Source organism: Mycolicibacterium setense (assembly GCF_000805385.1).
Taxonomy (GTDB): domain Bacteria; phylum Actinomycetota; class Actinomycetes; order Mycobacteriales; family Mycobacteriaceae; genus Mycobacterium; species Mycobacterium setense.
This window is the reverse complement of the sequence record NZ_JTJW01000010.1, coordinates 341,674-365,900: the sequence shown is the minus strand read 5'-3', so window position 1 is coordinate 365,900 and position 24,227 is coordinate 341,674. Positions and strand designations below refer to the sequence as shown.

Annotated in this window: 22 protein-coding genes and 1 tRNA gene; 7 read left to right on the top strand and 16 right to left on the bottom strand. The window is 65.3% G+C overall.

Annotated features, from left to right (window positions below; translation table 11 throughout):
• Positions 1 to 168 precede the first annotated feature (168 nt).
• On the top strand, positions 169 to 1,005 hold the full coding sequence (locus QQ25_RS27090) for a DUF5995 family protein (RefSeq protein ID WP_052236100.1): 837 nt from the start codon (positions 169 to 171) through the stop codon (positions 1,003 to 1,005).
• A gap of 4 nt (positions 1,006 to 1,009) precedes the next feature.
• On the opposite strand, the gene QQ25_RS27085 is transcribed toward QQ25_RS27090, so the two are convergent.
• Together QQ25_RS27085 and QQ25_RS27080 are read right to left on the bottom strand one after the other, a co-directional pair.
• On the bottom strand, positions 1,010 to 2,713 hold the full coding sequence (locus tag QQ25_RS27085) for a hydroxysqualene dehydroxylase (RefSeq protein WP_039382140.1): 1,704 nt from the start codon (positions 2,711 to 2,713) through the stop codon (positions 1,010 to 1,012).
• Complete coding sequence (locus tag QQ25_RS27080; RefSeq protein WP_039325354.1) at positions 2,710 to 5,892, bottom strand: ATP-binding protein; 3,183 nt, start codon at positions 5,890 to 5,892, stop codon at positions 2,710 to 2,712. Before QQ25_RS27080 ends, QQ25_RS27085 begins: the two co-directional genes overlap by 4 nt.
• Before the next feature lie 104 nt (positions 5,893 to 5,996).
• Here QQ25_RS27080 and QQ25_RS27075 point away from each other — a divergent pair, with 104 nt between their 5' ends.
• The 3 genes from QQ25_RS27075 (at position 5,997) to QQ25_RS27065 (ending at position 8,667) form a co-directional block, all read left to right on the top strand.
• Positions 5,997 to 6,629: a M15 family metallopeptidase gene (locus QQ25_RS27075; protein WP_052236154.1), complete on the top strand. Its 633-nt coding sequence runs from the start codon at positions 5,997 to 5,999 to the stop codon at positions 6,627 to 6,629.
• Between the two features lie 99 nt (positions 6,630 to 6,728).
• Positions 6,729 to 7,430, top strand: coding sequence for a cutinase family protein (locus QQ25_RS27070; protein WP_039325353.1), 702 nt, complete (start codon positions 6,729 to 6,731; stop codon positions 7,428 to 7,430).
• A gap of 91 nt (positions 7,431 to 7,521) precedes the next feature.
• Positions 7,522 to 8,667 (top strand): glycoside hydrolase 5 family protein, encoded by a 1,146-nt coding sequence (locus QQ25_RS27065; RefSeq protein WP_039325351.1) that lies wholly within the window; start codon positions 7,522 to 7,524, stop codon positions 8,665 to 8,667.
• On the opposite strand, the gene QQ25_RS27060 is transcribed toward QQ25_RS27065, so the two are convergent.
• Positions 8,664 to 9,854, bottom strand: a complete 1,191-nt coding sequence (locus tag QQ25_RS27060; RefSeq protein ID WP_039382138.1) for a hypothetical protein — start codon at positions 9,852 to 9,854, stop codon at positions 8,664 to 8,666. The genes QQ25_RS27065 and QQ25_RS27060 overlap by 4 nt on opposite strands.
• 174 nt (positions 9,855 to 10,028) lie before the next feature.
• Here QQ25_RS27060 and QQ25_RS27055 point away from each other — a divergent pair, with 174 nt between their 5' ends.
• A complete protein-coding gene (locus QQ25_RS27055) occupies positions 10,029 to 12,620 on the top strand; it encodes a LuxR C-terminal-related transcriptional regulator (protein ID WP_039382137.1) in 2,592 nt (863 codons plus the stop codon).
• Here QQ25_RS27055 and QQ25_RS27050 read toward each other — a convergent pair.
• The 3 genes from QQ25_RS27050 to QQ25_RS27040 form a co-directional block, all read right to left on the bottom strand.
• Positions 12,617 to 13,021 (bottom strand): HNH endonuclease, encoded by a 405-nt coding sequence (locus QQ25_RS27050; RefSeq protein WP_039325345.1) that lies wholly within the window; start codon positions 13,019 to 13,021, stop codon positions 12,617 to 12,619. The two genes, QQ25_RS27055 and QQ25_RS27050, sit on opposite strands and share 4 nt — an antisense overlap.
• A gap of 44 nt (positions 13,022 to 13,065) precedes the next feature.
• Positions 13,066 to 13,140 (bottom strand) — tRNA-Thr (locus QQ25_RS27045).
• 27 nt (positions 13,141 to 13,167) lie between these two features.
• Positions 13,168 to 13,983 (bottom strand): hypothetical protein, encoded by an 816-nt coding sequence (locus QQ25_RS27040; RefSeq protein WP_039382135.1) that lies wholly within the window; start codon positions 13,981 to 13,983, stop codon positions 13,168 to 13,170.
• Positions 13,984 to 14,079: 96 nt separating this feature from the next.
• On the opposite strand from QQ25_RS27040, the gene QQ25_RS27035 reads away from it, so the two are divergent.
• Both QQ25_RS27035 and QQ25_RS27030 read left to right on the top strand, forming a co-directional pair.
• Positions 14,080 to 14,799, top strand: a complete 720-nt coding sequence (locus QQ25_RS27035; RefSeq protein WP_039325386.1) for a response regulator transcription factor — start codon at positions 14,080 to 14,082, stop codon at positions 14,797 to 14,799.
• Positions 14,800 to 14,829: 30 nt separating this feature from the next.
• Positions 14,830 to 16,263, top strand: coding sequence for a sensor histidine kinase (locus QQ25_RS27030; RefSeq protein WP_039325340.1), 1,434 nt, complete (start codon positions 14,830 to 14,832; stop codon positions 16,261 to 16,263).
• On the opposite strand, the gene QQ25_RS27025 is transcribed toward QQ25_RS27030, so the two are convergent.
• The 10 genes from QQ25_RS27025 to QQ25_RS26980 all read right to left on the bottom strand — a co-directional run bounded on the left by QQ25_RS27025 (position 16,223) and on the right by QQ25_RS26980 (position 24,191).
• Positions 16,223 to 16,639 carry an HIT family protein gene (locus QQ25_RS27025; RefSeq protein ID WP_039382133.1) on the bottom strand — a complete coding sequence of 139 codons (417 nt, stop codon included), beginning with the start codon at positions 16,637 to 16,639 and terminating at the stop codon, positions 16,223 to 16,225. The genes QQ25_RS27030 and QQ25_RS27025 overlap by 41 nt on opposite strands.
• 40 nt (positions 16,640 to 16,679) lie before the next feature.
• Positions 16,680 to 17,516 carry an SDR family NAD(P)-dependent oxidoreductase gene (locus tag QQ25_RS27020; RefSeq protein ID WP_039325336.1) on the bottom strand — a complete coding sequence of 279 codons (837 nt, stop codon included), beginning with the start codon at positions 17,514 to 17,516 and terminating at the stop codon, positions 16,680 to 16,682.
• Positions 17,517 to 17,545: 29 nt separating this feature from the next.
• Positions 17,546 to 17,983, bottom strand: a complete 438-nt coding sequence (locus QQ25_RS27015) for a nuclear transport factor 2 family protein (RefSeq protein ID WP_039382132.1) — start codon at positions 17,981 to 17,983, stop codon at positions 17,546 to 17,548.
• Between the two features lie 87 nt (positions 17,984 to 18,070).
• Positions 18,071 to 19,204 (bottom strand): NDMA-dependent alcohol dehydrogenase, encoded by a 1,134-nt coding sequence (locus QQ25_RS27010; protein WP_039325333.1) that lies wholly within the window; start codon positions 19,202 to 19,204, stop codon positions 18,071 to 18,073.
• 92 nt (positions 19,205 to 19,296) lie between these two features.
• Entirely contained in the window at positions 19,297 to 19,851 is a 555-nt protein-coding gene (locus QQ25_RS27005; RefSeq protein ID WP_039382129.1) for a Cif family virulence factor, read from the bottom strand.
• 2 nt (positions 19,852 to 19,853) lie between these two features.
• On the bottom strand, positions 19,854 to 20,063 hold the full coding sequence (locus tag QQ25_RS27000; protein WP_039382128.1) for a ferredoxin Fdx: 210 nt from the start codon (positions 20,061 to 20,063) through the stop codon (positions 19,854 to 19,856).
• 1 nt (position 20,064) lies between these two features.
• On the bottom strand, positions 20,065 to 21,432 hold the full coding sequence (locus QQ25_RS26995) for a lanosterol 14-alpha demethylase (protein WP_039325328.1): 1,368 nt from the start codon (positions 21,430 to 21,432) through the stop codon (positions 20,065 to 20,067).
• 8 nt (positions 21,433 to 21,440) lie between these two features.
• On the bottom strand, positions 21,441 to 22,250 hold the full coding sequence (locus QQ25_RS26990) for an SDR family oxidoreductase (RefSeq protein WP_039325326.1): 810 nt from the start codon (positions 22,248 to 22,250) through the stop codon (positions 21,441 to 21,443).
• Between the two features lie 50 nt (positions 22,251 to 22,300).
• Positions 22,301 to 23,503: a cytochrome P450 gene (locus QQ25_RS26985; RefSeq protein WP_039325324.1), complete on the bottom strand. Its 1,203-nt coding sequence runs from the start codon at positions 23,501 to 23,503 to the stop codon at positions 22,301 to 22,303.
• 76 nt (positions 23,504 to 23,579) lie between these two features.
• On the bottom strand, positions 23,580 to 24,191 hold the full coding sequence (locus tag QQ25_RS26980; RefSeq protein ID WP_039325322.1) for a TetR family transcriptional regulator: 612 nt from the start codon (positions 24,189 to 24,191) through the stop codon (positions 23,580 to 23,582).
• Positions 24,192 to 24,227 lie beyond the last annotated feature (36 nt).

Genomic DNA, 24,227 nt, shown 5'->3' with positions numbered 1-24,227 from the left:
CGGAGGGTCCGACGCCTTATCAAGAGTGTGGTTATCGTACATCGGAAAGCAACATGCCTGAAGAAGAGAGTGTCATTTCCGCAGGAAACTAGGGTAGGCGGCTACTCACGACACCGCGGGCGTACCGGGCGAATCTGTACTCGGTCGGACAAAGGCGGTGGATCAACCATGACGACACAGACTCTCGTTCTGGAACCCCTGGAAGAAGCGACAACCTTCGATGGCGTGGTGCGCAGTCTGGACGCGATCATCGACTGGTCGATCGAGGCGGAGAGCACCATCGGCTACTTCGCCGTTCTCTACAAGAGGGGAACCATCGCGATCAAACGCGCGGTCGAAGACGGCAAGTTCCGCGATCCCCAGTGGATCGAGCAACTCGACTGCGTGTTCGCGAAGCGGTACTTCGATGCGCTGAACGCGTTCTTCCATCCGGACCGGTACGAACGGCAGGCACTGACACTCCCGTGGGAGGTCGCGTTCATCAACCACCACAACACCCGGGCGTCCATGTTGCAGCACATGGTCGCCAGCTTGAACGCACATATCTGCTACGACCTCGGGATCGCCGTGGTCGAGCTGTCCGCGGACCGGCTCAGGGAGATCAAACCTGATTTCGACCGCGTCAACGGACTCGTGGCCCTGCAGACCCCCGACATGCTCGACATCGTCCAGCGCCGCTCACCTCGGCTGCGGCTGCTCCGCTTGGCCATACCCAAGGAGGACGTGTTCATCAAGACCACCCTCACGCAGTTCCGAGAGGGAGCCTGGAACTTCGCGATCGGTCTGGCCCTGGCCCAAGACGCCACGCATGAGAAGCGGGTCCATCAGATCGCGTGGGCGGCGGGCCTGGGTGCCTGGTACCTGGAACCGCCGAAGAAGTGGCCGCCGATTGCACTCCTCCTGCGCGGCATCACCAGCAATGAAAGCCGTGACGTCGCCGGTAACCTACGGGCGCTCGCGGGCATCGCCGATCACCCCAAAGAATCGGCGAGATCTTTCCTGTAGGAAGTCAGCTGAATCCGAGCACCGAGAGCAGGCCGCGGGCGAGGACACCGGTGGGGCCGGGCACCCCGCTCGCGTCGATCTTGATGGGCGGCTTGATGACGGGGAGGCCGGCCTGCCACCGGAGCTTGTCGAACCTGCGGATCGGCGCCAGTGCCGGTGGCTCCCGCAGTGGCCAGACCGGGCAGCGCTGCGCCGTTGACCCGGTGGCGTCGAGTATCCCGTTCACCGCACGACGGGCGGCCTCGTTGGCGGCCTCCATCGTCGCCAGGTCGGTGTAGGTCCTGACGAAATCCGCCGCCAGGAAGAGGTTCGGAATGGCAGTGACAGCATCAGGCCGGTCGGTCCACGAGCCCTTGGTGTTGATCAGCAGGGGTTCGTGGTTCTTGGTCTCGACCTTTGACGGAGGAGCGGGGATGTCGATCGCCGGGTCGAGAAAGAAGTCGAGAACATTTGCATCGTCGAGCGAGCCGTCGTCGATGTGGTCGGTGAGTTGCTTCCACACCTCGTCGCGGATCTCCTCACGACTGCATGCGTTGGCTTTCTGCCCGTTGCTGCCGAGCTTGTCCCAGGCTGAGATGTCAACCGACAGAATGCCTTCGACGCGGCCGTCACCGCGCTTCGTCCAATCGAAGCCGCGCCAGAACTGGGCCTGGGAGATTGCGGTCAACGACCACGCGGAGTCGATGAAGATGGAGTGGCCGGGGATCAGGGGCTTGTCGACGTCCAGATAGAACATCGCGCCGTTCATCCAGTCGGTCTTCAGGCGCGGTAGGGCGACCAGTCGCGGCTCGGCTGCCTTCAGAGCAGGGGTGAGGAGGTCCTGGAGGCGCTCTTTGGGCAGCGCTGCCACATAATGGTCGGCCACCACTTGCGTGGACTGGCCGTCGACCGACATCGACACCCCTGTGATGCGGGTGCCATTGCAGTCGATCCTCTCGATTTTGCAGCCGTGCTTCAGTTCCACGCCGAGGTCCTCGAGATGTGCGGTCCACGGGTCGATCCAGACGTCGCTGGTCGGCCCGTCCAAGATCCGGTCCAAGCGCCCATCGGTTCGCACCAGATCGAACATCAACTGGCACAGGATGAGTCCGCCGGTACGGGCCGACATCTCCTCGGCCTTGGCCGCGACGAGGGTGCGGGTCATGCCTCTGGCCAGAAACTTCTGGAACTTGACTGAGCGCTTGTCGGCCTCGACGAAATCCCACCAACTGGTGTGCTCCCACTGACCGAACCGGCGTTCCTCGCACGAGCACATCAGGGTCAACAGCCGTTCCACGAAGGCGGTCATCTCGAGCGGCGGGATGCCCAGGCCCACACCGAGGTCCCAGATGGCCTTGATGGTGACCGACAGGTTGTCGAGCGAAGGCGGGAACTGGGTTGGCGTGATGACCTCGTTGGCGCCGTTCGCCTGCGCCAACATCATCTGCGTTGCCGTGACGAGGTGGTCGGCGACGGTTCGGCCGTTGTGCGGGATCCGCACCATGGTGTCCGGGACATGGCGGTAGAAGCCGGGGAAGAATCGGAACCCGTGCTCGCCGGGCAGGTCCTTGCGCTGACCGGTTCCCGACCCGGGAAACGGCATCGACCGGGCCTTCCCTCCGAACGCCGGCCGCCACTCGTAGACGGTGACATCGAACCCGCGGTCGGCCAGTTCGTGGGCCGCGGTCAGACCGCCGACGCCGCCCCCGAGCACCGCGACGGTAGTCACGACAGGATCCGCTCGGCCCGCACCTGTTCCGGCCAGCGGGCGTTCTCGGGCAAGCGGCTCACCACGGTGGCCAGCGCAGCGGGGTCACCGTCGCCGAACAAATCGAAAGAGTCCAGGAGACAGCGTAATTCGAAGAGGACTGCGTCTTGGCGGCGGGCGAGGTCCAATGCAGCGGCCAGGGCCGTGCGCTGGGCCGATTCCGTCGACAACGTGTGGGCGCGCAACCGCATCAGTTCGGCGTCGTGAAAGTGCATTCCGCTGTCCTCCGCTTGTTGTAGTGACATTTCAAGCCGTTCGCGTGCCTTGTCTGTCCGGCCTGCAGCGATCAGCAGTCGGCCGACGATCGAGTCATGAAAGGTGAGATAGACATTCAGATGCATCAGTCGCGATCCGTCGACGCGCCTTGCGATGTTCGCCGCGGCGGCTTCCAACGCGGCGGCGTCGGCGCCGGCGCGCAAGGCCGCGACCGCCTTGACGGTGGCGTGCTCGGTGGCACTGACGACACGCCACAGGTCCAGACCGGAATCCTCGGTGCAGCGGCGCATTTCAGCGGAAAGGGTGGTTGCCGCGTCGACCTGGCCGGCCTCGAGGCACACCCAGATCTCCTTGAAGTATGTGTGTGCCCGATTGAAAGCGTTCAGAGGGAAGCCGAGCTCTTCGCAGCGGCGCACCGACCCGGCCAGTTCAGCCTTCGCGCGCCCGAGGTCCCCGGCGATGAGATGAGTGAGTGCGAGGTAGGTGTGTGCGCCCGAGATGGGGTCGGTGTTGCCTCGCCAGGTTGTGTCCAGCTCGGGTGGATCGGCCGCGGACCGGTTGACCAAGGCCCTCACCAGATGCCCGCGGGCCACCGCGAAGTTCCCCTCGAGCCAGGTGACGGAACCCATCGAGGAGGCGATCGCCCGGTCCAGCCACGGCCGGTCTTTCGTGATGCTCCCGGCCGAGACCAAGAGTTCGTGGGCTCGGCGCAGTTCGGCCCGGGGGACGTAGTAGCTCAGCAGTGCGGTCAGGGTGGCGAAGAGTTCGTCCTGATGTAGCCCGTCGGCCGCCAATTCCAGGCAGCGTTCGAAGTCGGCCGGGGCGTCACCGCTCATGCTTCCGTGCGCGGCCCCGATCAGAAAACCCCGCTCCAGGCGCAGCGCAATCTCCAGCCTGTCGTGCTCCGGTCCGGTGGCGCAATGGTCCAACTGATCGAGCGCGTTGGTCAGATATGTGCACGCTTCTAACGCGGCACCGCGGCGCCTGGCCTGTACGCACGCTTTCTGGTACGACGCAACCGCTTCGACGAAACGGTGCGCACCCTCGTAATGACGTGCGACCAACCGCCAATCGGGCTCCACACCAGAGCCGTCGTCAACCAGCTGGCGTGCCACCCGGGCGTGAAGCTCACGTTGCCTACTCGGCGGCGCCAACTCCCCGGCCACTTCGCGTAGCAATTCATGGCGGAACCGCCAGCGGTCGGCGGCCTCGACCTGGAATACCTGGGCTTCGGTCAGCTCAGCGACCACGGTTTCGGCATCGACGTCGGGGCCTACCACCGACCGGAGCAGGGCAAGATCACCGCTTCGCCCGATGACGGCCGCCGCCTCGACCACGGGCACCACACCCGGCCGGGTGTGCAGTCGGGCGAACAACTGCTCATATAGCGCCTCGGGTACATGCTCGTCGTACCCGCCGGAGTCCAAGGCTGCTACGACATGCTCGATGTAGAACGGGATTCCGTCACACCGACTTCGCACGACGGCCTTCTGCGCGTCTGTCACGACCGGCGCCAGCGCGTCGATCATCTCGTCGCACTCGTCGGCACTCAGCGCTGTGAGCTCGAACAGTTCGACCGGCCAGTCGGGCTTGAGCCACTTGCCTTCTCGTCCGGTGAGCACCACCAGTAGCTGCCCGTCGGCCCGAGCGAGCAGGGCATTCACCACGTCCATGGTCGAAGGATCGAACCAGTGCATGTCCTCGGCCACGATGAGGCCTGCATCGCCGTTCAGACACGCCAACAGGTATTGGTGCACTGTGGCGCCGATCAGCTCGTACAGGGTGCGGCCCTCGGCGATGGCGGGCTGGTATCCATGTTCGGGTGCGACTCCTAGCACCGGTGCCAGCAGCGGTATGGCTGTCGCCGGATCCATTGCCCGCGAACGTAGTTCGGTATCCAGCAGACGTACCCGCTCAGTGGCTTCGGTGAGGCGGCTGATGCCACAACGGCGTTCGAGCAGGCGCCGTATCGGGTACAGGCCGGCGTCGACGTGCAACGGTGAACCCCGCAGTTCGACGACCGCTCCGCCCGATTTCATGACCAGCTCCGAGGCGACTTGCACCAGCCGCGTTTTGCCGATGCCCGCCTCGCCGCGGAACGCGACTCCTGGGCATTTCGACGTGCCATTTCTTGCCTGGTGCCAGGCGTGCTCCAACCAGGAACGCTCGCGGCGCCGCCCGACCAGCGCGGCCATCCGCGGCGTAACCACTGTCGGGTAGTCCGAGAGCACCTGATGGTGGTTCACCGGCTCGTCGACGCCCTTGACCGGTGCGGCCGCACAGGCCGCGAGTTCGAACGTGCCGCCGACCAGGGCCGCGACCGCGTCCGATACGGCGACCGTCCCCGGTGCCGCGAGTGAGGAGATGCGGGCGGCGAGATTCGCGGCGAATCCGTAGACGTCGTCCTGCGCGGTGTCGAGGTAGACGACGCCCCGGTGCACGCCGACCCGCACATCGATTGTCACCCCGAAACGACGGACGGCCTGTTCGCTGATTCGTGCGACCGCATGCGTGATCTCCAAAGCGGCGGCGACGGCACGTCTGACGTCGTTCTCGTGGGCTTTGGGATGGCCGAACACGGCCAGCAGGCCGTCACCCTTGGTCGAACTGATGTGGCCTTCGTAGTGATTGACGAGGCGTATCACGTCCTGGCGGTATCGGCCGACAAGCGTGCGGTAGGTCTCCGGTTCGACGCGCGTGGACAGAGCCGTCGAGTCGACGAGGTCGATGAACATCAACGTGAGCCGGCGGATTTCTCCGTGACCGTCGGAGGCGAGCAGGTCCTCGGCATCGGGGTTGCCGTGGTCTACAGCAAGAACCTGCTCGGCGAGGGTGGCTGCGGTGGCGCGGTCACCCCGGTTGCAAGCGTGTACGGCCCGATCGAGCAGCTCATCGATCGATCTCTGGTTCTCGTCGAGGCTCATGCGGTCCTCCTGCGCAGAACGGGCAAAGCCTATCGCTGCGGGCACCTTGGCCCGACGAAATTGACGCGAAAGACGAAATGGTGTTTGAACAGGAAATGAAGTGGATGTGGTGCAATTTGACCGTGCGCCGTGCCCTCGCTGTCCTGCTCCTGCTCCTGCTGCCTGGCATGGTCTGGCCCGCGGCGGCATCGGCCAAGCCGGCGGCCGAGGCGGGCCTGGTCGACGTACGGACCGTGATTCCCGACGCGGTGATCGACCTGCGGTATGCGACCAGTGACAACTTCGTCGGCCAGCGGCTCTATCCATCCGGGGCGCCGTGCCTGGTGCACGAGTCCATGGTCCCGGGACTGGTGGCGGCCGCGGCGGCGCTGCGACCTGAGACGCTGGTGTTCTGGGACTGCTACCGGCCACACGAGGTGCAGGTCAGAATGTTCGAGGTGGTGCCGAACCCCAACTGGGTGGCCAGGCCCGGAGCCTATGCCCGCAGCCACGAGGCGGGCCGCTCGGTGGACGTGACGATCGCCGGGGCCGACATGGGCACCGGATTCGACGACTTCACCCCGCGCAGCCTGGCCTATGCCACCGACGGGATCAGCCCTACCGCCCAAGCCAACAGGGCCAGGCTGCGCGAGGCCATGAAGGCCGGAGGGTTGACCGTCTATTCCGGGGAATGGTGGCACTTCGACGGCCCCGGTGCCGCCGACCCGAGACCCCACCTGGACGTACCGCTGGGCTAGGTCAACACGAGTGCGCTGCCCCCTGTTGCCCGCGTTTGGAATGTGTCAGCATGGGGAACCGTAACGTTCGTCACGATCCGGTGTAGGCGTGGAGTCGATATGAACGTCTTCAAATTGATCCAAGGTGCGATGCTGGTTGCCGCTTGTGCCGTCCCCATCGCCCCCATGCCCACCGCGTCGGCGCAGCCGTGCCCCGACGTCGAGGTGGTGTTCGCCCGCGGCACGTACGAGCCGCCCGGGGTCGGCGGGCCGGGGCAATCCTTCGTCGACGCGTTGCGCGCACGCACCGGTGACCGTTCGGTTGAGGTTTATCCGGTGAACTACCAGGCCAGCGGGAACTTCGGCGACCGCATCGAATTCGCCAGGACCGTTGTCGACGGCATCCGCGATGCGGCCAACCACATCAAGGCCACGGCGAAGGACTGCCCCAAGACCAAGGTCGTGCTCGGCGGGTACTCCCAGGGCGCCGTCGTGGCTGGTTTCGTCACCTCGGCCGCCGTGCCGGACGGGATCCCAACCGAGTACAAGCAGTTCATCCCCGACCCCATGCCGCTCGAGGTTGCCGACCATGTGGCCTCGGTAGTGCTGCTGGGCACGCCGTCCGACGAGTTCATGCGCGACATCGGCGCACCGGCGATGGTGATCGGGCCGCGTTACAAGGACAAGACCATCGAACTGTGCGAGCCAGGGGACACCATCTGCGACGGCACACCCGCGGGCGTACCCAACTTCGCCCACACTGCATACGTGTTGAACGGGATGCCGGGCCAGGCCGCCGATTTCACGGTGGGCCGGCTCTGACGGTGCCGGGTTGATAACAGTTTGAAACCTCAATGGTTGCAATGTCATCCGTGAGCCCGAGGGCTTTGCTGAGCACCACTATGTTCACTAAGTGCACCGTCGAACGGCCCTCAAGATCCCGCTGGTTCTGGCAGCAGCAGCGGCACTCCCTCAGGTACTGGCACCTCTTCCCGTGACCCCGCGCGCGTCCGCGGCACCAGGCCAGTGGCCCGTGGAGCGCGCCAACGCGTGGTATCAGGCACAGGGCTGGCTTGTCGGCACCAACTTCGTCACCTCCAATGCGATCAACCAGATCGAGATGTTCTCGCCCGGCACCTACGACGCGCGGCGCATCGACAGCGAGCTGGGGGCGTGCCGGCTACTCGGGTTCAACACCGTCCGGGTGTTTCTGCACGATCTGCTGTGGGCACAGGATCGGGCGGGATTCCAAAGCCGGCTGGCCCAATTCGTCGGCATCGCGGCGCGCCAAGGCATCAAGCCGCTGTTCGTCTTCTTCGATTCGTGCTGGGATCCGCACCCACAGGTCGGCGCGCAACGGGCGCCGACGCCAGGCGTACACAACTCGGGCTGGGTGCAGAGCCCAGGAGCGCAGCGCATCGACGACCCTCGCTACCGCACGGTGCTGCGTGACTACGTGGTCGGCGTGATGAGCCAATTCCGCAACGACAACCGGGTACTGGGCTGGGACCTGTGGAACGAGCCGGACAACCCGGCGAAGCAGTACCGCAAGGTCGAGCGCAAGGACAAGATCGACGCCGTCGGAGGTCTGCTGCCCCAGGTGTTCGGCTGGGCGCGTTCGGTCAACGCCGTGCAGCCGTTGACCAGCGGTGTGTGGCAGGGCAGCTGGGATCGCGGAAGCCGCAGCGAGATGGACAACTTCCAACTCGACAACTCCGACGTCATCTCCTTCCACTCGTATGCGGGCCCCGCCGAATTCGAGGCCCGCATCGCCGAACTCGCCCCGCTGGGGCGGCCGATCCTGTGCACCGAATACCTGGCACGGGACCAGGGCAGCACGGTCGAAGGCGTACTGCCGGTGGCCAAACGACACAATGTCGGTGCTTACAGCTGGGGGCTCGTGGCCGGCAAGACCCAGACCTATTTCCCGTGGGATTCGTGGGACAAGCCCTACACCAAGGTGCCGAACGTGTGGTTCAGCGATCTGCTGCAACCAGATGGCAGGCCCTACAAGCAGAGCGAGTACCAGACGCTGCGGAAGCTGACCACGCGGGTTTAGCTGTAGCTGACCCGGTAGGTTCCGCGGATCTTGTACTTGAGAACCCCGTCGACCGCGATCGTGAACGGCTCGGTGAACTGCTCATCGACGGCGCCTGGATCCCCGGGTGGCCCCTGGCGAGACAAAGACACTGTGATCTCGTCGCCAGAGTGCTGCAGGCATCCGTCCGCGCTCCAACTGTCCTTCCAGGATTCGCCTTCCCTCGGTGCGCCGTGTCCGACGAGGCAGTCAAAGGTCATCACCTCGAAGGCGTCCGTGTCATCGTCGTAACCCGCCACGCCGAGCAAGAGGTCGTTCGGGGCGTTGGTGAAGCCGGCCGACACATCGATCGGTGCGGTCGTGCCGCTCCCGATGCTCTTCTTATTGTTGGAATCGCCGTACCAGATCGGGTCCAGATCGCCGACGCCGAAGACGAAGAAACAGTCACAGTCGCCGTCGAGCGGGCCGTCGGTGTCCTCGATCATCTGGACCTCGTCGAAATCCACTGCCACTCGCCGCGTCAGCGTCGTGAACTTGCCGGTCTTGACCTGCTCGTGGCCTTGCAGGTGGGCACGCACGACGTAGTGGTAGGTGGTATTCGGTTGGAGATTGGGCAGACCCGGTGCGTAGTGGTTGGTCGGGATGACCGTCCCGACGAAGGACGTCACGACGTTCGGGTCGCTCCATTTGCCGTTGGCATCCGGCGGCGTGGTACTGGCCTCCACTGTGATCACCATGGTCTTGCTGGTCTCGATGTCGAATTGGGCCCAGCCGCCGTGTGGTTGGACGTCGATGCTCTTGATACACCTTTGCGCGCACAGCGGCATGTCGATCTGTGGTTTGTCGGTGGTGATCGTGAGTGGCGCACCCAACGGCTTGCCGAAGGCGTCATTCAGTGTCGCCGTGTAGATCTTGTCGTAGACGACGTTCAGCGGCACGATGCCTTCGCCGTTCGGTGAACTCACCACCTGGTTGAGTACCGATGTCCCGCCCTCGGTGACGGCCAAGGTCGCCACCTGAAACGGGTCCAGGTGCCACGTCAGGTCGATGTTCTTCGAAGTGAAATGCGGGTGGGCGATGAGGACCGGGTTCTCACTCGCCGTGACCTCCGGTGGCGCCGCGCCGGCGTTCACGGGCGTGCTCAGCGCGAACAGCAACGCGCACAGCGCCACTGCCCGGGTCATCAACCCGAATGTGAACTTGGACATGGCATCCTCCCCAGCTGCTGGACGGTCCCGAATGTAAGGTGCGCTGCGGCTGGCCGGCTGGGGTAGTCGACTACCTCATTTGCACGCGGATCCGCCGGATTGCTTTCGCGCGTGTGAATATTCGGATTGTCCGATCCCGCCGGCGGGGCGCGCGTGACGGTTTAGAATCCGCCGGTGATCCGTCGGTGGCCCCTGGTCGGTCGCTCTGAAGAATTGCGGCTGATCGCCGACGCTACGCGCCAGAGCGGTGATCGCGCCCGCGGCATCGTGCTGTCCGGGTCCGCGGGCGTCGGCAAGACCCGACTGGCGCGCGAGGCCGTCGAAGCGTGCAGTCCTCCGAGCGCACAGCGGCATTGGATCGTCGGCACCGCCTCGGGGCGTAGTGTCCCGCTCGGCGCGGTCGCCGGCATCGGCAGCGACTTCGGGCCAGATCCGCTGCGCCGGGTGCGTGAAGCGATCGACGGGCTCATCGGTGAGGCGACGGACGTTGTCATCGGAATCGATGATGCTCACCTGCTCGACGAGCTTTCGGCCTTTACGGTTCACCAACTGGTGAGCCGGCGGCTGGCCACCGTCATCCTCACCATCCGCTCCGGTGAATCACCACCCGATGCCATCACTGCGATCTGGAAAGACCAGCACCTGGAACGTCTTGAACTGCAACCACTGTCACTCGAGGAGACCACTGAACTGATCGAGCAGGTGCTCGACGGTCCGGTGCAATCTCTTTCGGGCCGCCGATTCTGGCACCTCACCCGCGGCAACGCGCTGTACCTTCGCCATCTGGTCGAGACCGAGGTCCATGCCGGACGGATGGTGCGGCATTCCGGGGTGTGGCTGTGGGATGGACACCCCGCCTTGTCGCCCACGCTCGCCGAGATTGTCGAAGCGCGGATAGCCCAGGTGCCCAACAGTGTTCGGGGCGTACTCGATGCCTTGGCGGTGGCCGAACCGCTGGACATCGAGACGCTGGCGGCCGTCACCGACCCCGACGCCCTCGCCGACGCCGAGTCACTGGGACTGGTGAGCGTCGGTGGCGGTGACGGCCCGGCGGTGCGACTGGCTCATCCGATGCTCGGCGAGGTCAGGCGCACCGGCTCGGTGCGGCTGCGTCAGCTCCGCGGTCGGATCGCGGCCGAACTGGCCAGAAGACCTGGTACCGATCCACGAGATGTGGTGCGCCGTGCCGTGCTGACCATCGAATCGGACCTGACGCCCGACGCTGCGCTCCTGGTGGATGCGGCCTCGGCCGCCGCCCAAATGCATGACGCACACCTCGCACAGGATCTCGCGGAGCGTGCGGTGATTGCCGGCGGCGGCTTCGACGCCAAGATCACCTTGGCGATGGCCAACATCTGGTTGCAGCGGCCGGGCGCGGCCGAGGCGATCCTGGCCGAACTCGCTGGTTGCACCACGGGTCCTGAGAGATCTCAGGTTGCGGTGCTGCGGGCGGTGAACTTCGCCGGCGGGCTGGGCGATCCGGCCAACGCCGAGCGGGAACTCGACGAGGTGTTGCCCGCCGGAGATGACACGGAACAGCTCGCCGAGGCGCCGCGGGCTCTCGTCGATCTCATGCGGGGGCGGTCCACCGCGGCGATCGGGCTGGCCGCACCCGTACTGGCGAACCCGCTCGCCGATGATCTTGCCCGCATGGTGTCAGCCTGGGTGATGGTCACCGGACTCGGGGATCTCGGCCGCATCGACGAGATCGAATCGTCGGCCGATGCGGGCTATCGCCTGGCTGCACACTCGGCGGAGGTGTCGCATCTGCGGTTTCAACTAGCGGCCCTGCAGGCCCGGGCATACCGGTTCGCAGGTGCACTACCGCAGTCAGGTGCTGCCGTGGCGCGCATCCGTCACGAGACGCTCGACGTGCCATTCGAAGAGTCGTGGCACAGCCTGCTGGCCGGGATGGTGGCCATGGATCTGGGTGAACTGGCCGACGCCCGGCGGTGGCTGCAGGAATCGCTGGCCTACCTGGGCACCGGGGACAGCGGCCGAGTCATCAGAGCGATCGGGCGAGTGTGGTTGACCACCGTCACCGCGATGGCCGGCTGTGCCGAGGACGCCCGTCGGGAATTCGACTCCCTCGAGTGGTGGGCGCAGGATCCTGATGCGTGCTTGTTCGACCCCGAGAGATCTCTCGCCCTGGCGTGGGTTAATGCTGCCGAAGGTACTGTGTCGCAGGCTATTTCGATACTGCGGGCCGCCGCTGCCCAGGAGTCGGGGTGTCCGGCGCAGGAAACCCTGCTGCTTCAGACCGCGACACAGTTCGGCGACGCCACCACCGCGGCACGGCTGACTGAACTCGCTGGACAGGTGCAAGGGCCACGGGCCCCCGCTGCCGCCTCCCACGCAACCGCGCTCGCGGCGGGCAGCGGGGAAGGACTGCTCGCCGCGTCACGCCACTATGAGGCGTTCGGCGACCGCGTTGCCGCAGCCGATGCCGCGGCCCAGGCTGTCGTCGCCTATCAACGAGCCGGCCTGCGCGGTGCGGCGTTGAGCGCGTCCGCTGTCGCCAAGCGATTGGCGGGCGAAGGCCACGGTGCCCTCACGCCCGCGCTGCGTGCTGTGGTGACAGCACAACCGTTCACCGGCCGACAACGCGAGGTCATCTCGCTTGCCGCGCAAGGGTTGTCGAACAGGGCGATCGCCGAGCGGCTGACGATGTCGGTCCGTTCGGTCGAAGGTCACCTGTTCCGGGCCTGTCAGCGGGTGGGAGCCAACAGCCGTGATGAGTTGGTCGCGATTCTGCAGGGAACCTAATACGACTGGCCGTCGGCGTACCGCTGTCGGCGGAAATGGCGGCCATTGCCACGGTTGCGGCTCTTGTACGTCGGCAGCTGCGAATCACAGTTCGGGCAGACCAGTCTCAGATTTTCCCGGCGATTGTTCGTCGGGTTCCCATCGATGTGGTCCATGACCAATACGAGGGGGAGGTCCTGCCAGGTGCTGGCTGCGCCACAGATAGCGCAGCAGCCTGACTGCGCTTGAGTGAGGTAGAGCCGGATGTAGTGGCTGGGAAGCGAAGTGATGTACGCCTCCCCGGATTCGAGCCAGCGTTTTGTGCTGGCCTTCCGCCGGGCTGACCCCTGACATGCGTTACTGCAGTAGACCTTTTGGCTGCGCTTCTCCAGTGGTGAGCCACAGCCTCGACACAGCCTCATATCGGGAAGCTACTCGCTGGCACCGACAACAATCGGCGCACGTGTGGAGCCTCCTATCGGGATTGAACCGATGACATTCCGCTTACAAGGCGAACGCTCTACCACTGAGCTAAGGAGGCGGGTGGAACGCGCCCTAGCTTAACGGGTCAGTCGTCGGCATCGACAATGCGCTGTGAGACGACCGGTCGCGGGGAGGTCCGCCGAGACGAACGGCGCGGCAGCGGGATGCGGTCGGCGATGTTGCTCAGCGGGTTGACCACCTGGCTCAAGGTGATGACGGCCTCGTGCAACGCGTCGATGGTGGGGGCCAGGGCCTCCAGCCCCGGCGCCAACCGGTTCAGGGTGTCGGCCACGTCGGCGAGCTTGAGCAGCGGGCCGTCGGGATCGGTCAGGGTGTCGAGCAGACCGCCTTCGGCGAGCAGGCGATCGGCCACCCCGTCCTCGCGCAGCACCCGCTCGAACAGCCCGTCGTTGGCCAACAATTGATCGGCCAGCCCGCCCGGGGCAATCACCCGGGACACGGCGCCATCGGCGGTGGTCAACCGGTCCAGCAGGCCACCCTCCATGGTGACCTGATCCACCAGGCCGCCGGGGGCGACCGCCCGGGCCACGGCGCCGTTGTCCGCGGTCAACCGGTCCATCAGACCACCCTCGGCCGTCAGCTGGTCGACGATCCCGCCCGGTCGCAGCAAACGATTGATCGGGCCCTCGGGCGCCAGTGCCCGGCCGAGCGGCGCGTCATCGTCGAGGAGCCGCGCCAACCGGTTCGCCCGCTCCACGGCATCGTCTAGTCCGAGCATCCCGGCCACCGATGACCTGCCGCCCAGCGGGTTGGCATCGTTCAGCGACCGCTGGACGACGCTCACGGTCCCGCCGGCGATGCCGAGGCCGAGGTCGGCGATGGCGAGGCTCACACGCACGGGCGCGGTAGCAACCTGGACCAGCGTCTTGCCGAGGTTCATGGGCGTCAGTGTAGTTACCCGCATCACAGCTAAACTCACAGGAAGTGCACAGCGTGCATGCAGGATGAGTTCAACAGGCACCATCAACATCAGGGAATGGCCATGCCTGCAGTACCTGAGAGCGTCCCGGAAGCCCGGATCCTCGTCGTCGACGACGAGGCCAACATCGTGGAGCTGCTGTCCGTCAGCTTGAAGTTCCAGGGTTTCGAGGTCTACACCGCGTCCAATGGTGCCGCTGCGCTGGACAAGGCCAGGGAAGTCCGCCCCGACGCGGTGATTCTCGACGTGATGATGCCCGGTATGGACGGCTTCGGCCTGCTGCGCCGGCTGCGTGCCGACGGCATCGACGCACCCGCGTTGTTCCTCACCGCCCGCGACAGCCTGCAGGACAAGATCGCCGGCCTGACCCTGGGCGGGGACGACTACGTGACCAAGCCGTTCAGCCTCGAAGAGGTCGTGGCCAGGCTGCGGGTCATCCTGCGCCGGTCCGGGCGTGGCGTCGAGGAACCCCGCAGCGCCAAACTGTCGTTCGCCGACATCGAGCTCGACGAGGACACGCACGAGGTGTGGAAGGCCGGCGAGCCGGTATCGCTGTCCCCGACCGAGTTCACCCTGCTGCGCTACTTCATCATCAACGCGGGCACCGTGCTCTCGAAGCCCAAGATCCTCGATCACGTCTGGCGCTACGACTTCGGCGGTGACGTCAACGTCGTCGAGTCCTACGTGTCCTACCTGCGCCGCAAGATCGACACCGGCGAAAAGCGCCTGCTGCACACCCTGCGCGGTGTCGGCTACGTTTTGCGCGAGCCGCGCTGACGGCCGGCCCGTCGGCGGCATACTTTTGAGGTGTTTGACCGGGTGGAGCGGCGCGGTGTGCCGTTGCGGGTCAGTTTGGTGGCCGTCGCGTTGGTTCTGGTGGCGTGTGGCCTGTTGGCCTCCGGCGTCGCGGTGACCTCGATCATGCGGCACACCGAGATCAGCCGCATCGATCAGACGCTGCTCGACGCGGCGGGAAGCTGGGCCCAGGAGCCCCGTCAACTGGCCTCGACGCCCCTGGAAGGGCCGAACCCGACTCGGCCGCCGTCGAACTTCTATGTTCGCGGCGTCGATCAGGACGGCAGAACCTGGATCGCGATCAACGACCGCGAGGCGGAACCGGAGCTACCGGACGACAACGACGTCGGCCCGGCGCCGGTGACCGTCGAGTCCGTCGGCGCGTCGAATGTGCAGTGGCGGGCCATGACCGTGCAGGGCCCGAATGGCGAGCTCACGACGGTCGCGATCGATCTGTCCGACGTCCAGTCGTCGGTGCGCGCGTTGATCTGGTCGCAGGTGGGCATCGGCACGGTTGTGCTGGTGGTCCTCGGTATCGTCGGCTACGCCGTCGTGCACCGCAGCCTGCGTCCGCTCGTCGAGGTGGAACGCACCGCCGCTGCCATCGCGGCCGGACAGTTGGATCGTCGTGTCCCCGAACGTGATCCGCGTACCGAGGTGGGACGGCTGTCCTCGGCGCTCAACGGCATGCTGGCGCAGATTCAGCGGGCGGTGGCGTCCTCGGACGCCTCGGCCGAGCAGGCACGGACCTCTGAGGACCGGATGCGCCGCTTCATCACCGATGCCAGCCACGAGTTACGGACCCCGCTGACGACGATCCGCGGCTTCGCCGAGTTGTACCGCCAGGGCGCTGCCCGCGATGTCGAGATGATCATGGGCCGGATCGAGAGCGAATCCCGGCGGATGGGCCTGCTGGTCGAGGATCTGCTCCTGCTGGCCCGCCTCGACGCGCAGCGCCCACTCGATCAGAATCGCGTCGACCTGCTGACGCTGGCCACCGATGCCGTGCACGACACGCAGTCGATCGCTCCGAAACGTCGCGTGCGCATGGAGGTGTTCGACGGCCCCGGAACCCCGGAGGTGCTCGGCGACGAGGCCCGGCTGCGTCAGGTGCTGAGCAACCTGGTCGCCAACGCGGTGCAGCACACCCCGGAAACCGCCGGGATCACGGTGCGCGTCGGCACCGAAGGCGACGACGCCATCATCGAGGTGTGCGACGAGGGTCCCGGAATGAACGGGGACGACGCGCGGCGGGTATTCGAACGGTTCTACCGCGCCGATACCTCACGCACCCGGGCCAGCGGCGGCACCGGCCTGGGACTGTCGATCGTGCATTCGCTCGTGCTGGCTCACGGCGGCACCGTCAAGGTCACCACGGCGCCCGGTCAGGGCTGCCGGTTCACCGTCAGCTTGCCGCGGATTGCAGATCTGCCAGCGCGGCTTTGATCTTGGCCTGCGCCTCGTCGAGGGATTCGGGCGATGGGTTGTTGTCGACGTGGGCGAAGCCGAAATCGGCCAGGTTGTAGGCCGGGAAAACGTGCACATGCAGGTGCGGCACCTCAAGGCCGGCGATGATCACCCCGGCACGTTGCGCACCGAACGCCTGGCACACAGCCTTGCCGATCAGCTGTGACACCTCCATCACCCGGCCGAACACGGCACGTTCGACGTCCTGCCAATTGTCGATCTCGGCCCGGGGCACCACCAGCGTGTGACCCTGCGTCATCGGTGCGATGGTGAGGAACGCGACGATGTCATCATCCTGGTAGACGAATCGCCCGGGCAGTTCTCCGTTGATGATCTTCGTGAAGACGGACGCCATGGTCGCCAAGCATAGTGAGCCCGCGATCCGGCCCTACGCCTTACGTCCCCGATGCTCCGGAGATCAGTCCGTGCAGTTCGTCGACCGACCACGGCGGCGCACTGTGGTGGTCCCGGTAGCCGATGAAACCGGTTGAGGGCCGGGCGAATTCGCCGATGAACCCGCCCGCGGCGATGAAGATGCGGCCCGTCACGTCTTTGGCCTGGTCGCTGACCAGGTAGCCGTACGTCGGGGCGACATACTCCGGCGGTGCGGCGTCGAGAGCACCCTGCATGCTGACGTCGTCGAGCAGACCACGCCGATTCAGGTCGGCGATGTGCTGTTCGTAGTCCGATCCGGTGGACAGGCGGGTGCGGGCGCCCGGGCACACCACGTTGGCCCGTACCCCGTGTTCCTTGAGTTCGGCGGCGATGGCCAGGGTCAGCCCGTTGACCGCACCCTTGCCCGCCGGATAGCCGCTGCCGCCGTAGTCGCCGAGGAAGGCGAACGAGCTGGTGTTGACGATGGCGCCACCGCCCTGGGCCACCATCTTCGGCGCCGCGGCGCGGCAGGTCTCGAACACCGTGCCCAGGTGGGCGTCGAGCAGATCGTGAAATTCGGTACTGGACACATTCAGGATCGAGGACCCGGCCGGCTCGGCGGTACCGGCACAGTTGACCAGGATGTCGATGCGGCCGAACTCGGCCACACAGGTGTCGACGAGCGCGTCGGCCACCGCCGGGTCGGCGGGTGAACCAGCATGGGCCACACCGGAAATGGCTTCGGCGGCGGCTGTGACTGCCGAGGAGTCACGGCCGTTGACCACGACTCCGGCGCCTTGAGCGGCCAGTAGTTCGGCGACCGCCAAGCCGATGCCACGGGTGCCGCCGACCACGATCGCACCGCGGCCGGCGAGCGTTCCGCCGGTCAGTTCTTGCCTTCTTCTGACGCGTCTGCGAACTCCATGGCGTCCATGTTCCAGTACCCGCGCAGGTTGGTGATCAGCCCTGCGTCGTTCACCTTGTACGTGAAGACACCGCGCACGGTGGCGGTGAACCCGTTGGGAAACTTGGTGCGCAGCACCAGAATGTAGGCGATCTCGCTGGGCGAGCTGGACGGGAACGTCTCCTCGCAGGTGACGGTCAGCTCGTTGGGCCCGATGTTGGCGTCGTAGAACGCGCCAAGGGCTTCCTTGCCGCGCACGCCCGTGCCGTCGGGGTTGGTGACGGCCTCACCGATCGGGTCCTCGACCACGACGTCCTCGGCCATGAGCGCCAGCCAGCCCTCGCGGTCGCCGGATTGCACGCACCTCCACGACGACCGTGAGGCGAGGACTACGGGTGTCTCGGTTTGTGTTTCGGTCACGAAATTCCTCCGTAAATGCCGAAACGGCATTCCAGCAGGGGGGCACTCGATCTTTTTCTGCTGGAATGCCGTTTCGCGGGCAAATGGCTAGCGATCAGCGTCCGTGTAGCGGATGACGCCGCGGATGTTGCGGCCCTCGAGCATGTCGGCGTAGCCGTCGTTGATCTGCTCGAGCTTGTACTGCCGGGTGACCATGTCATCGAGGTTCAGCCGGCCGGCCTTGTACATGCTCAGCAGCTGCGGGATGTCGTGGTGCGGATTGCCGCCGCCGAAGATGGTGCCCTGCAGGCGCTTCTGCAGCAGCGTCAGCATCGACAGGTTGAGCTTGACGTCGCTTTCGGCCATGTTGGCGACCGCGGTGGCGACCACGGTGCCGCCCTTGGCGGTGATGTTCATGTAGTGGTCGATGTCCTCGCCCTTGAGCTCACCGACGGTGACGATCGTCTTGTGCGCCATCCGGCCCTGGGTGACTTCGGCGACGCCGGCCATGGCGGAGAAGATGTCCGGGTAAGCGTGGGTGGCACCGAACTTGAGCGCGTTGTCCCGTTTGAACTCAACGGGATCCACGGCGAACACGTTGCGCGCACCGGCGGCCAGCGCGCCCTGCAGCGCGCCGGTGCCGACACCGCCGACGCCGACGATCACGACGTCGTCGCCGGGGCGGACATCGCCGCTACGGACGGCGGAGCCGTAACCGGTGGTGACACCGCAACCCACGAGGCAGGCCACCTCGAACGGGATGGACGGATCGATCTTCACGACCGAGCTCTTGTGCACCACCATGTACGGGCTGAACGTGCCGAGCAGGGTCATCGGGATGACGGGCTGACCGTTCTTGACCGCGTGGATGCGGTTGGTGCCGTCGGAGACGGCCGTCCCGCTCAGCAGCAGTGCGCCGAGGTCGCACAGGTTGCGCAGACCTTCCTGGCAGGCCGGACATTCACCACAGGACGGGATGAACGACAGCACGACGTGATCGCCGGGCTGGATGTGGTCGACGCCCGGGCCGACCTCGGTCACGATGCCGGCGCCTTCGTGGCCGCCGAGCACCGGGAAACCTGCCATCGGGATGTCACCGGTCACCAGGTGGTGGTCGGAATGGCACATGCCCGAGGCTTCCATCTGGATTTTGACCTCGTCCTTGACGGGGTCACCGATCTCGATCTCCTCGATCGACCACGGTTGGTTGAACTCCCAGATGAGAGCGCCTTTGGTCTTCATCGCGTGTGCCTTCCACTAGAGCCGTTGACCACAGACTAGAGCCATTAGTTGCGTGGGTCACACCCACCCCCAAGCAACTGCTTGGCCGGGAACTACCAGATTTTGACGGGAGCCTCACCGAGCGGGTAGTAGCCGGGCAGCTTCTCCCCGGCCAGCGACCGCTCGATGCGCTTCTGCATGCCCTCGGAGAGTTTGCCGTTCTCCATGAGCTTCAGATACAGCTTCTGCACGTGGCCAAAGTCGAAGAAGTCACGCTGCCACTCGATCTTGGGTTCGCCGTCAACGTCGGCCAGCCGGAACCAGCTGCCGCCGATGCCGTAGATCTCCTCCTGATTGCCGTCGCCGTCGGTGGCGATCTGCTTCCAGAAACCGACGATCTCGCCCTGCTTGTCGTCGATGAGGGTGCGTTGGTAGGGGTAGGTCCAGTTGTCCAGTCCCGCCATCTCCAGGCCTAACGCGATCTCGCGGATCTCGTCGATCCCGACGCACATGACGTCTTCCTTGGGGCCGATGTTCCAGCCGTAGGTTGCGTCGTCGGTGTAGAAGTCCGCCAACGGTTTCCAATCGCCGGCCTTCTCGGCGTCGCGGTTGACCTGAAGCCAACGCTCGACCCAGTCCTCCAGCTTGGCACGCTCGAATGACGCCATTGTCAGCCTTCCTTCTCTTTTACGGATAGTGCTTGGGTAGGACACATTTCGACAGCCATCTCGACGGCCGCGCGCATGTCGTCGGGTGGTTCGTGATCGAGGATCTCGACGACGCCGCGTTTGGGCACCCGGAACACGTCCGGTGCTTCGAGCTCGCACATGGCGTGGCCCTGGCACAGATCCTCGTCGACCTCAACGCGGTAGCAGCCCATTTCAGGCCTTAACACGCCTGCGGTAGCGGACCTTGGCCGGCTGGGCCAGCTGCACGACCATCTTGGAGTGGTCGTTCTGGTAGCTCTCCGACGGCTGCGCCATCTCGAACTCGTACTCGCGCAACAGGACCGAGAAGATCGCCTTGATCTGCATCTGGGCGAACGCGGCACCCACGCAACGGTGCTTGCCCGCCCCGAACGGGATCCAGGTCCATCGGTTGATCAGGTCTTCCTGTCGCGGCTTCTCGTAGCGGGCGGGATCGAAGGCGTCGGGGTCGGGGAAGTCCTCCGGGATCCGGTTGGAGATTGCCGGCGAGGCCGCCACCATCTGGCCCTTGTGGATCGGGTGACCGGCAACCTCGAACTCGTCCTGGGCCACCCGCATCAGGATGATCAGCGGCGGATGCAGGCGGAGAGTTTCCTTGAGCGAGTTGTCCAGCTTCGGGATCTGGCGCAGCGCATGGAAACTCACCTCCTGGCCGTCGGCGTAGAGCTCGTCGAGCTCTTGCTGCACCTGTGCGTATACGTCGGGGTTGCGCAGCAGTTCGATGAGAGTCCACGACGAGGTACCCGAGCTGGTGTGGTGCCCGGCGAACATCAGCGAGATGAACATGCCGGTGACCTCGTTGGCAGAAAACCGGTGATTGCCTTCCTCATCCTTGATGGACACCAGCACGTCGAGCAGATCGCGATCCTCTTTGCCCTTCGGCGGGTTGGCGATCCGACCGTTCATGATTTCCTGCACCAGCGCAACGAGTTTGACTCGCGACTCGTCACGGATGCGGAAGCTCTCGATGTCCAGGTAGGGATCGACGTAGCACAGCGGGTCGGTGCCGCGCTCCAACTGGTGGTAGTACTCGGCGAACCGGCGGTCGAGCTGCTCGCGGAACTTCAGCCCGATCAGGCAGGCCGTCGAGGTGTAGATCGTCAACTCGGAGAAGAAATCGAGCAGCTCGATCTCGCCCTCGTCGCCCCAATCGGCGATGATCTTCTTGACCTCGTTCTCGATGGTGGCCGCGTGGCCCTTCATCTGCTCACCGCGCAGGGCGGTGTTGTGCAGCATCTCGGCCCGTCGCTCCGGGTCGGCGTCGAACACCACACCTTCGCCGAAGATCGGGGTCATGAACGGGTAGGCCTCGGCCTGGTTGAGCTCGCTGTCGCTGGAGCGGAAGAAAAATTCGTTGGCCTGTGCTCCGCTCAGCAGAAGCACCTGCTTGTCGGCGAGCTGGAACCAACCGACATCGCCACACTCGTCACGGATGCGCTGCATCAGCCCGATCGGATCGGTGCGGAATTCTTCGAGGTGGCCGTGTTCCTCGCCTTCACCACCCGAAACGCGTTGCACTTCCTTGAGTTCTGAGCTTGTCATTATGCTTCTCAGCCTTCCACTTTCAGCTTCTGGCGATCCTTGACATCGGCGAGCGGAGCTTCGGGCTGAATCTCCAATTCGGCGATGAAGCCGCCGCGCGGGGTTTCCGCGACGAAGGTGATGGCCCGCGCGAGATCGGCTGCGCGCAGGAAGTAGTCGTGCCTCGCCTGGCCCCACTTGGCCCAGTCCTCGAGCATCTCGCCGACCTTGTCCATCGGCGCACTCCAGCCCATGGCGGTCTTGGTAGGTCCGGGATGGACAACGGAGGCGCGCACACCGGTGCCCTCCAGTTCCATCTGCAGGGTCTTGGCCATGCCCAGTAGGCCGGCTTTGGCCGCGCCGTAGCCGCCCATGTACGGCCGCGGCCGCAGGGACACGTCAGAGCCGACGAAGATGATGTCGCCACGCCGGCGTTCGACCATGCCCGGAAGCACCGCAGTGGCGAGGCGATTCGCCCCGATCAGGTGAATCTGGATCTGATTCTCGAATTCGTCGGTGCTGATTTCGTGAAGCTGGCCGAAGAACGTGTCACCGGCACCGGCCACCAGCAGCTCGATATCGCCGAGGGCCTCGGTGGCGCTGTGTACGAACGACTTGACCGACTGCGCGTCGGTGACGTCGAGCGGCAACGCGACCGCCTCTCCACCGGCAGCCGTGATCTGGTCGACCAATTCCTGGCATTTCTCCACACGGCGTGCGCCGAGGGCGACCGGGAAGCCGTGTGCGGCCAGCTCTGTCGCCGTGGCGGCGCCGATGCCGGAAGACGCACCGGCCACGATGGCCGGTCTGCGGTCGGGATGAGGTTCGAATCGGGCCATTTACGTGCCTTTACGTTGATGGGTTTGTGTGGGGGACACCGCAATAGGTCTCATCGGTGGGACACCGAGATAGGGAGATGCGCGAATCCTCGAACGGAACTGGAATGCACCCGCACGGTTGCGGATTCATCCACCTCGTATCCACGGATTCGCTTGAACAACTCGGTCAGCGCCACCCGGGCCTCCATACGGGCGAGGTGCGCGCCCAGGCAGAAGTGGGCACCGCTGCCGAAACTCACCAGCTTCGAACCGATGTCACGGCCGATCTGGTACTTGTCTGGGTTTTCGAAAACGCGCTCGTCGCGGTTGGCTGAGCCGATCAGCAGGATCAGCACATCACCCGCGGGAACGGTGGTGTCGTAGAAGTCGATGTCCTCGACCACCGCGCGGGCCAGGATCTGGCTGGAGGCGTCGTACCGCAGCGTCTCCTCGACCCACAGTGGGATCAGGTCATGGTTGTCAAATACCGGGGCCAGCTGATCGGGATTCTTGTAGCCCCAATACGCGGCATTGGCGAGCAGTTTGGTGGTGGTCTCATTGCCGGCGACCACCATGAGGAACAGGAACGCCATGATCTCGTCGTCGGTGAGCTTGTCGCCGTCGATCTCGGCCTCCACCAGTGCGGAGGTCAGGTCGTCGCTGGTTGCCTTGCGGCGCTGCTTGACCATGTCGGCGTAGTACACCAGCAGCTCACCCGATGCGGCGATGGCCGATTCGGGAACGTCGGCGAGGCCATCTTCGCGGTGCATCACACCGTCGGCCAGGGCACGGATGCGCACCCGGTCCTCCTGCGGCACACCCATGAGCTCGGAGATCACATCCATCGGGAGCTTCCCGGCGAAGTCGTCGACGTAATCAAAGCTGTTGTTCTGCAACGCCTCATCGAGATGCTGCACCGCGATCTCGGTTACCCGGCCCTCCAGCTCGCGGATCCGCCGTGGCGTGAAGCCCTTGGACACCAAGGTCCGCAACCGCAGGTGGGCCGGATCGTCCAGGGCGAGAAAGGACATCACCCGGTGGGCCTCGTCGTTGCGTGAGATCGGGTCGAGCGCGACGCCGTGCTTGTTGGACAGCGCAACACTGTTTCTGAAGCCGGCGACGACGTCCTTGTGCCGGGACAACGCCCAGAAATTGCGCTCGTCGTTGCGGTACAGCGGCGCCTCGTCACGCAGGCGGCGGTAGTACGGGTACGGGTCTTCGTGGAAGTCGTAGTCGTACGGGTCGAGGATCGGCTCGACTTGGCTCAGGTTCATTTGTCATCTCCGACGACGTGGCTCATTTGGTTTTCTCCGACGACGTGGCTCATTTGGTTTCCTCCGAGGCTCATGCTCATCTGTCCTCTCCGAGGACGAGACCGACCACGTAGGTCAATCGGTCGGCAATCTGGTGGTAGGTGAACGCGCCACTGCCGGCATTCACCAGGGCGCCGAAGAACGTCATCTCCAGGGCGGAGACGATGCGGGAATCGGCATCCGGCCCGACGGCCGAACGAATGCGCTTGTGGATCTCGGCTCCGATGCGGTCGCGCACTTTGCGCACCGCCGGATCGGTGCCGCCGCCCAGCAGGGCTGTGGTGCAGGCGGCAGCGACCTCGGGCTCGTCGGCGACCACCAGGGTCAACGCGCGCAGCGCCTTGTCGACGCGGGTGGTCATGGAGTCGTTCACGTCCGTGAAGTACGGACACTGGCTGACCAGGTCCAGGTACATCTCCGCGATCAGGTGGTTCTTCGACGAGAAGTACGTGTACGCCGTGGCGGGGGCGACCCCGGCGCGTGCGGCGACCGCGCGCACCGTCAGATCGGCGTAGGACGACTCGCGCAACATTTCGATTCCGGCGGTCAGGACCTTGCGGAAGGTCTCTTCCTGCCGACGGTTGCGCGGGGCTTCCTTGCCTGGCTCCGGAGCTGGTTCTGTGACTGCGGACACCGCATCGCTGGACACATGTCCAAGTTATCCGACGATGTCGAGGTTGAGCAA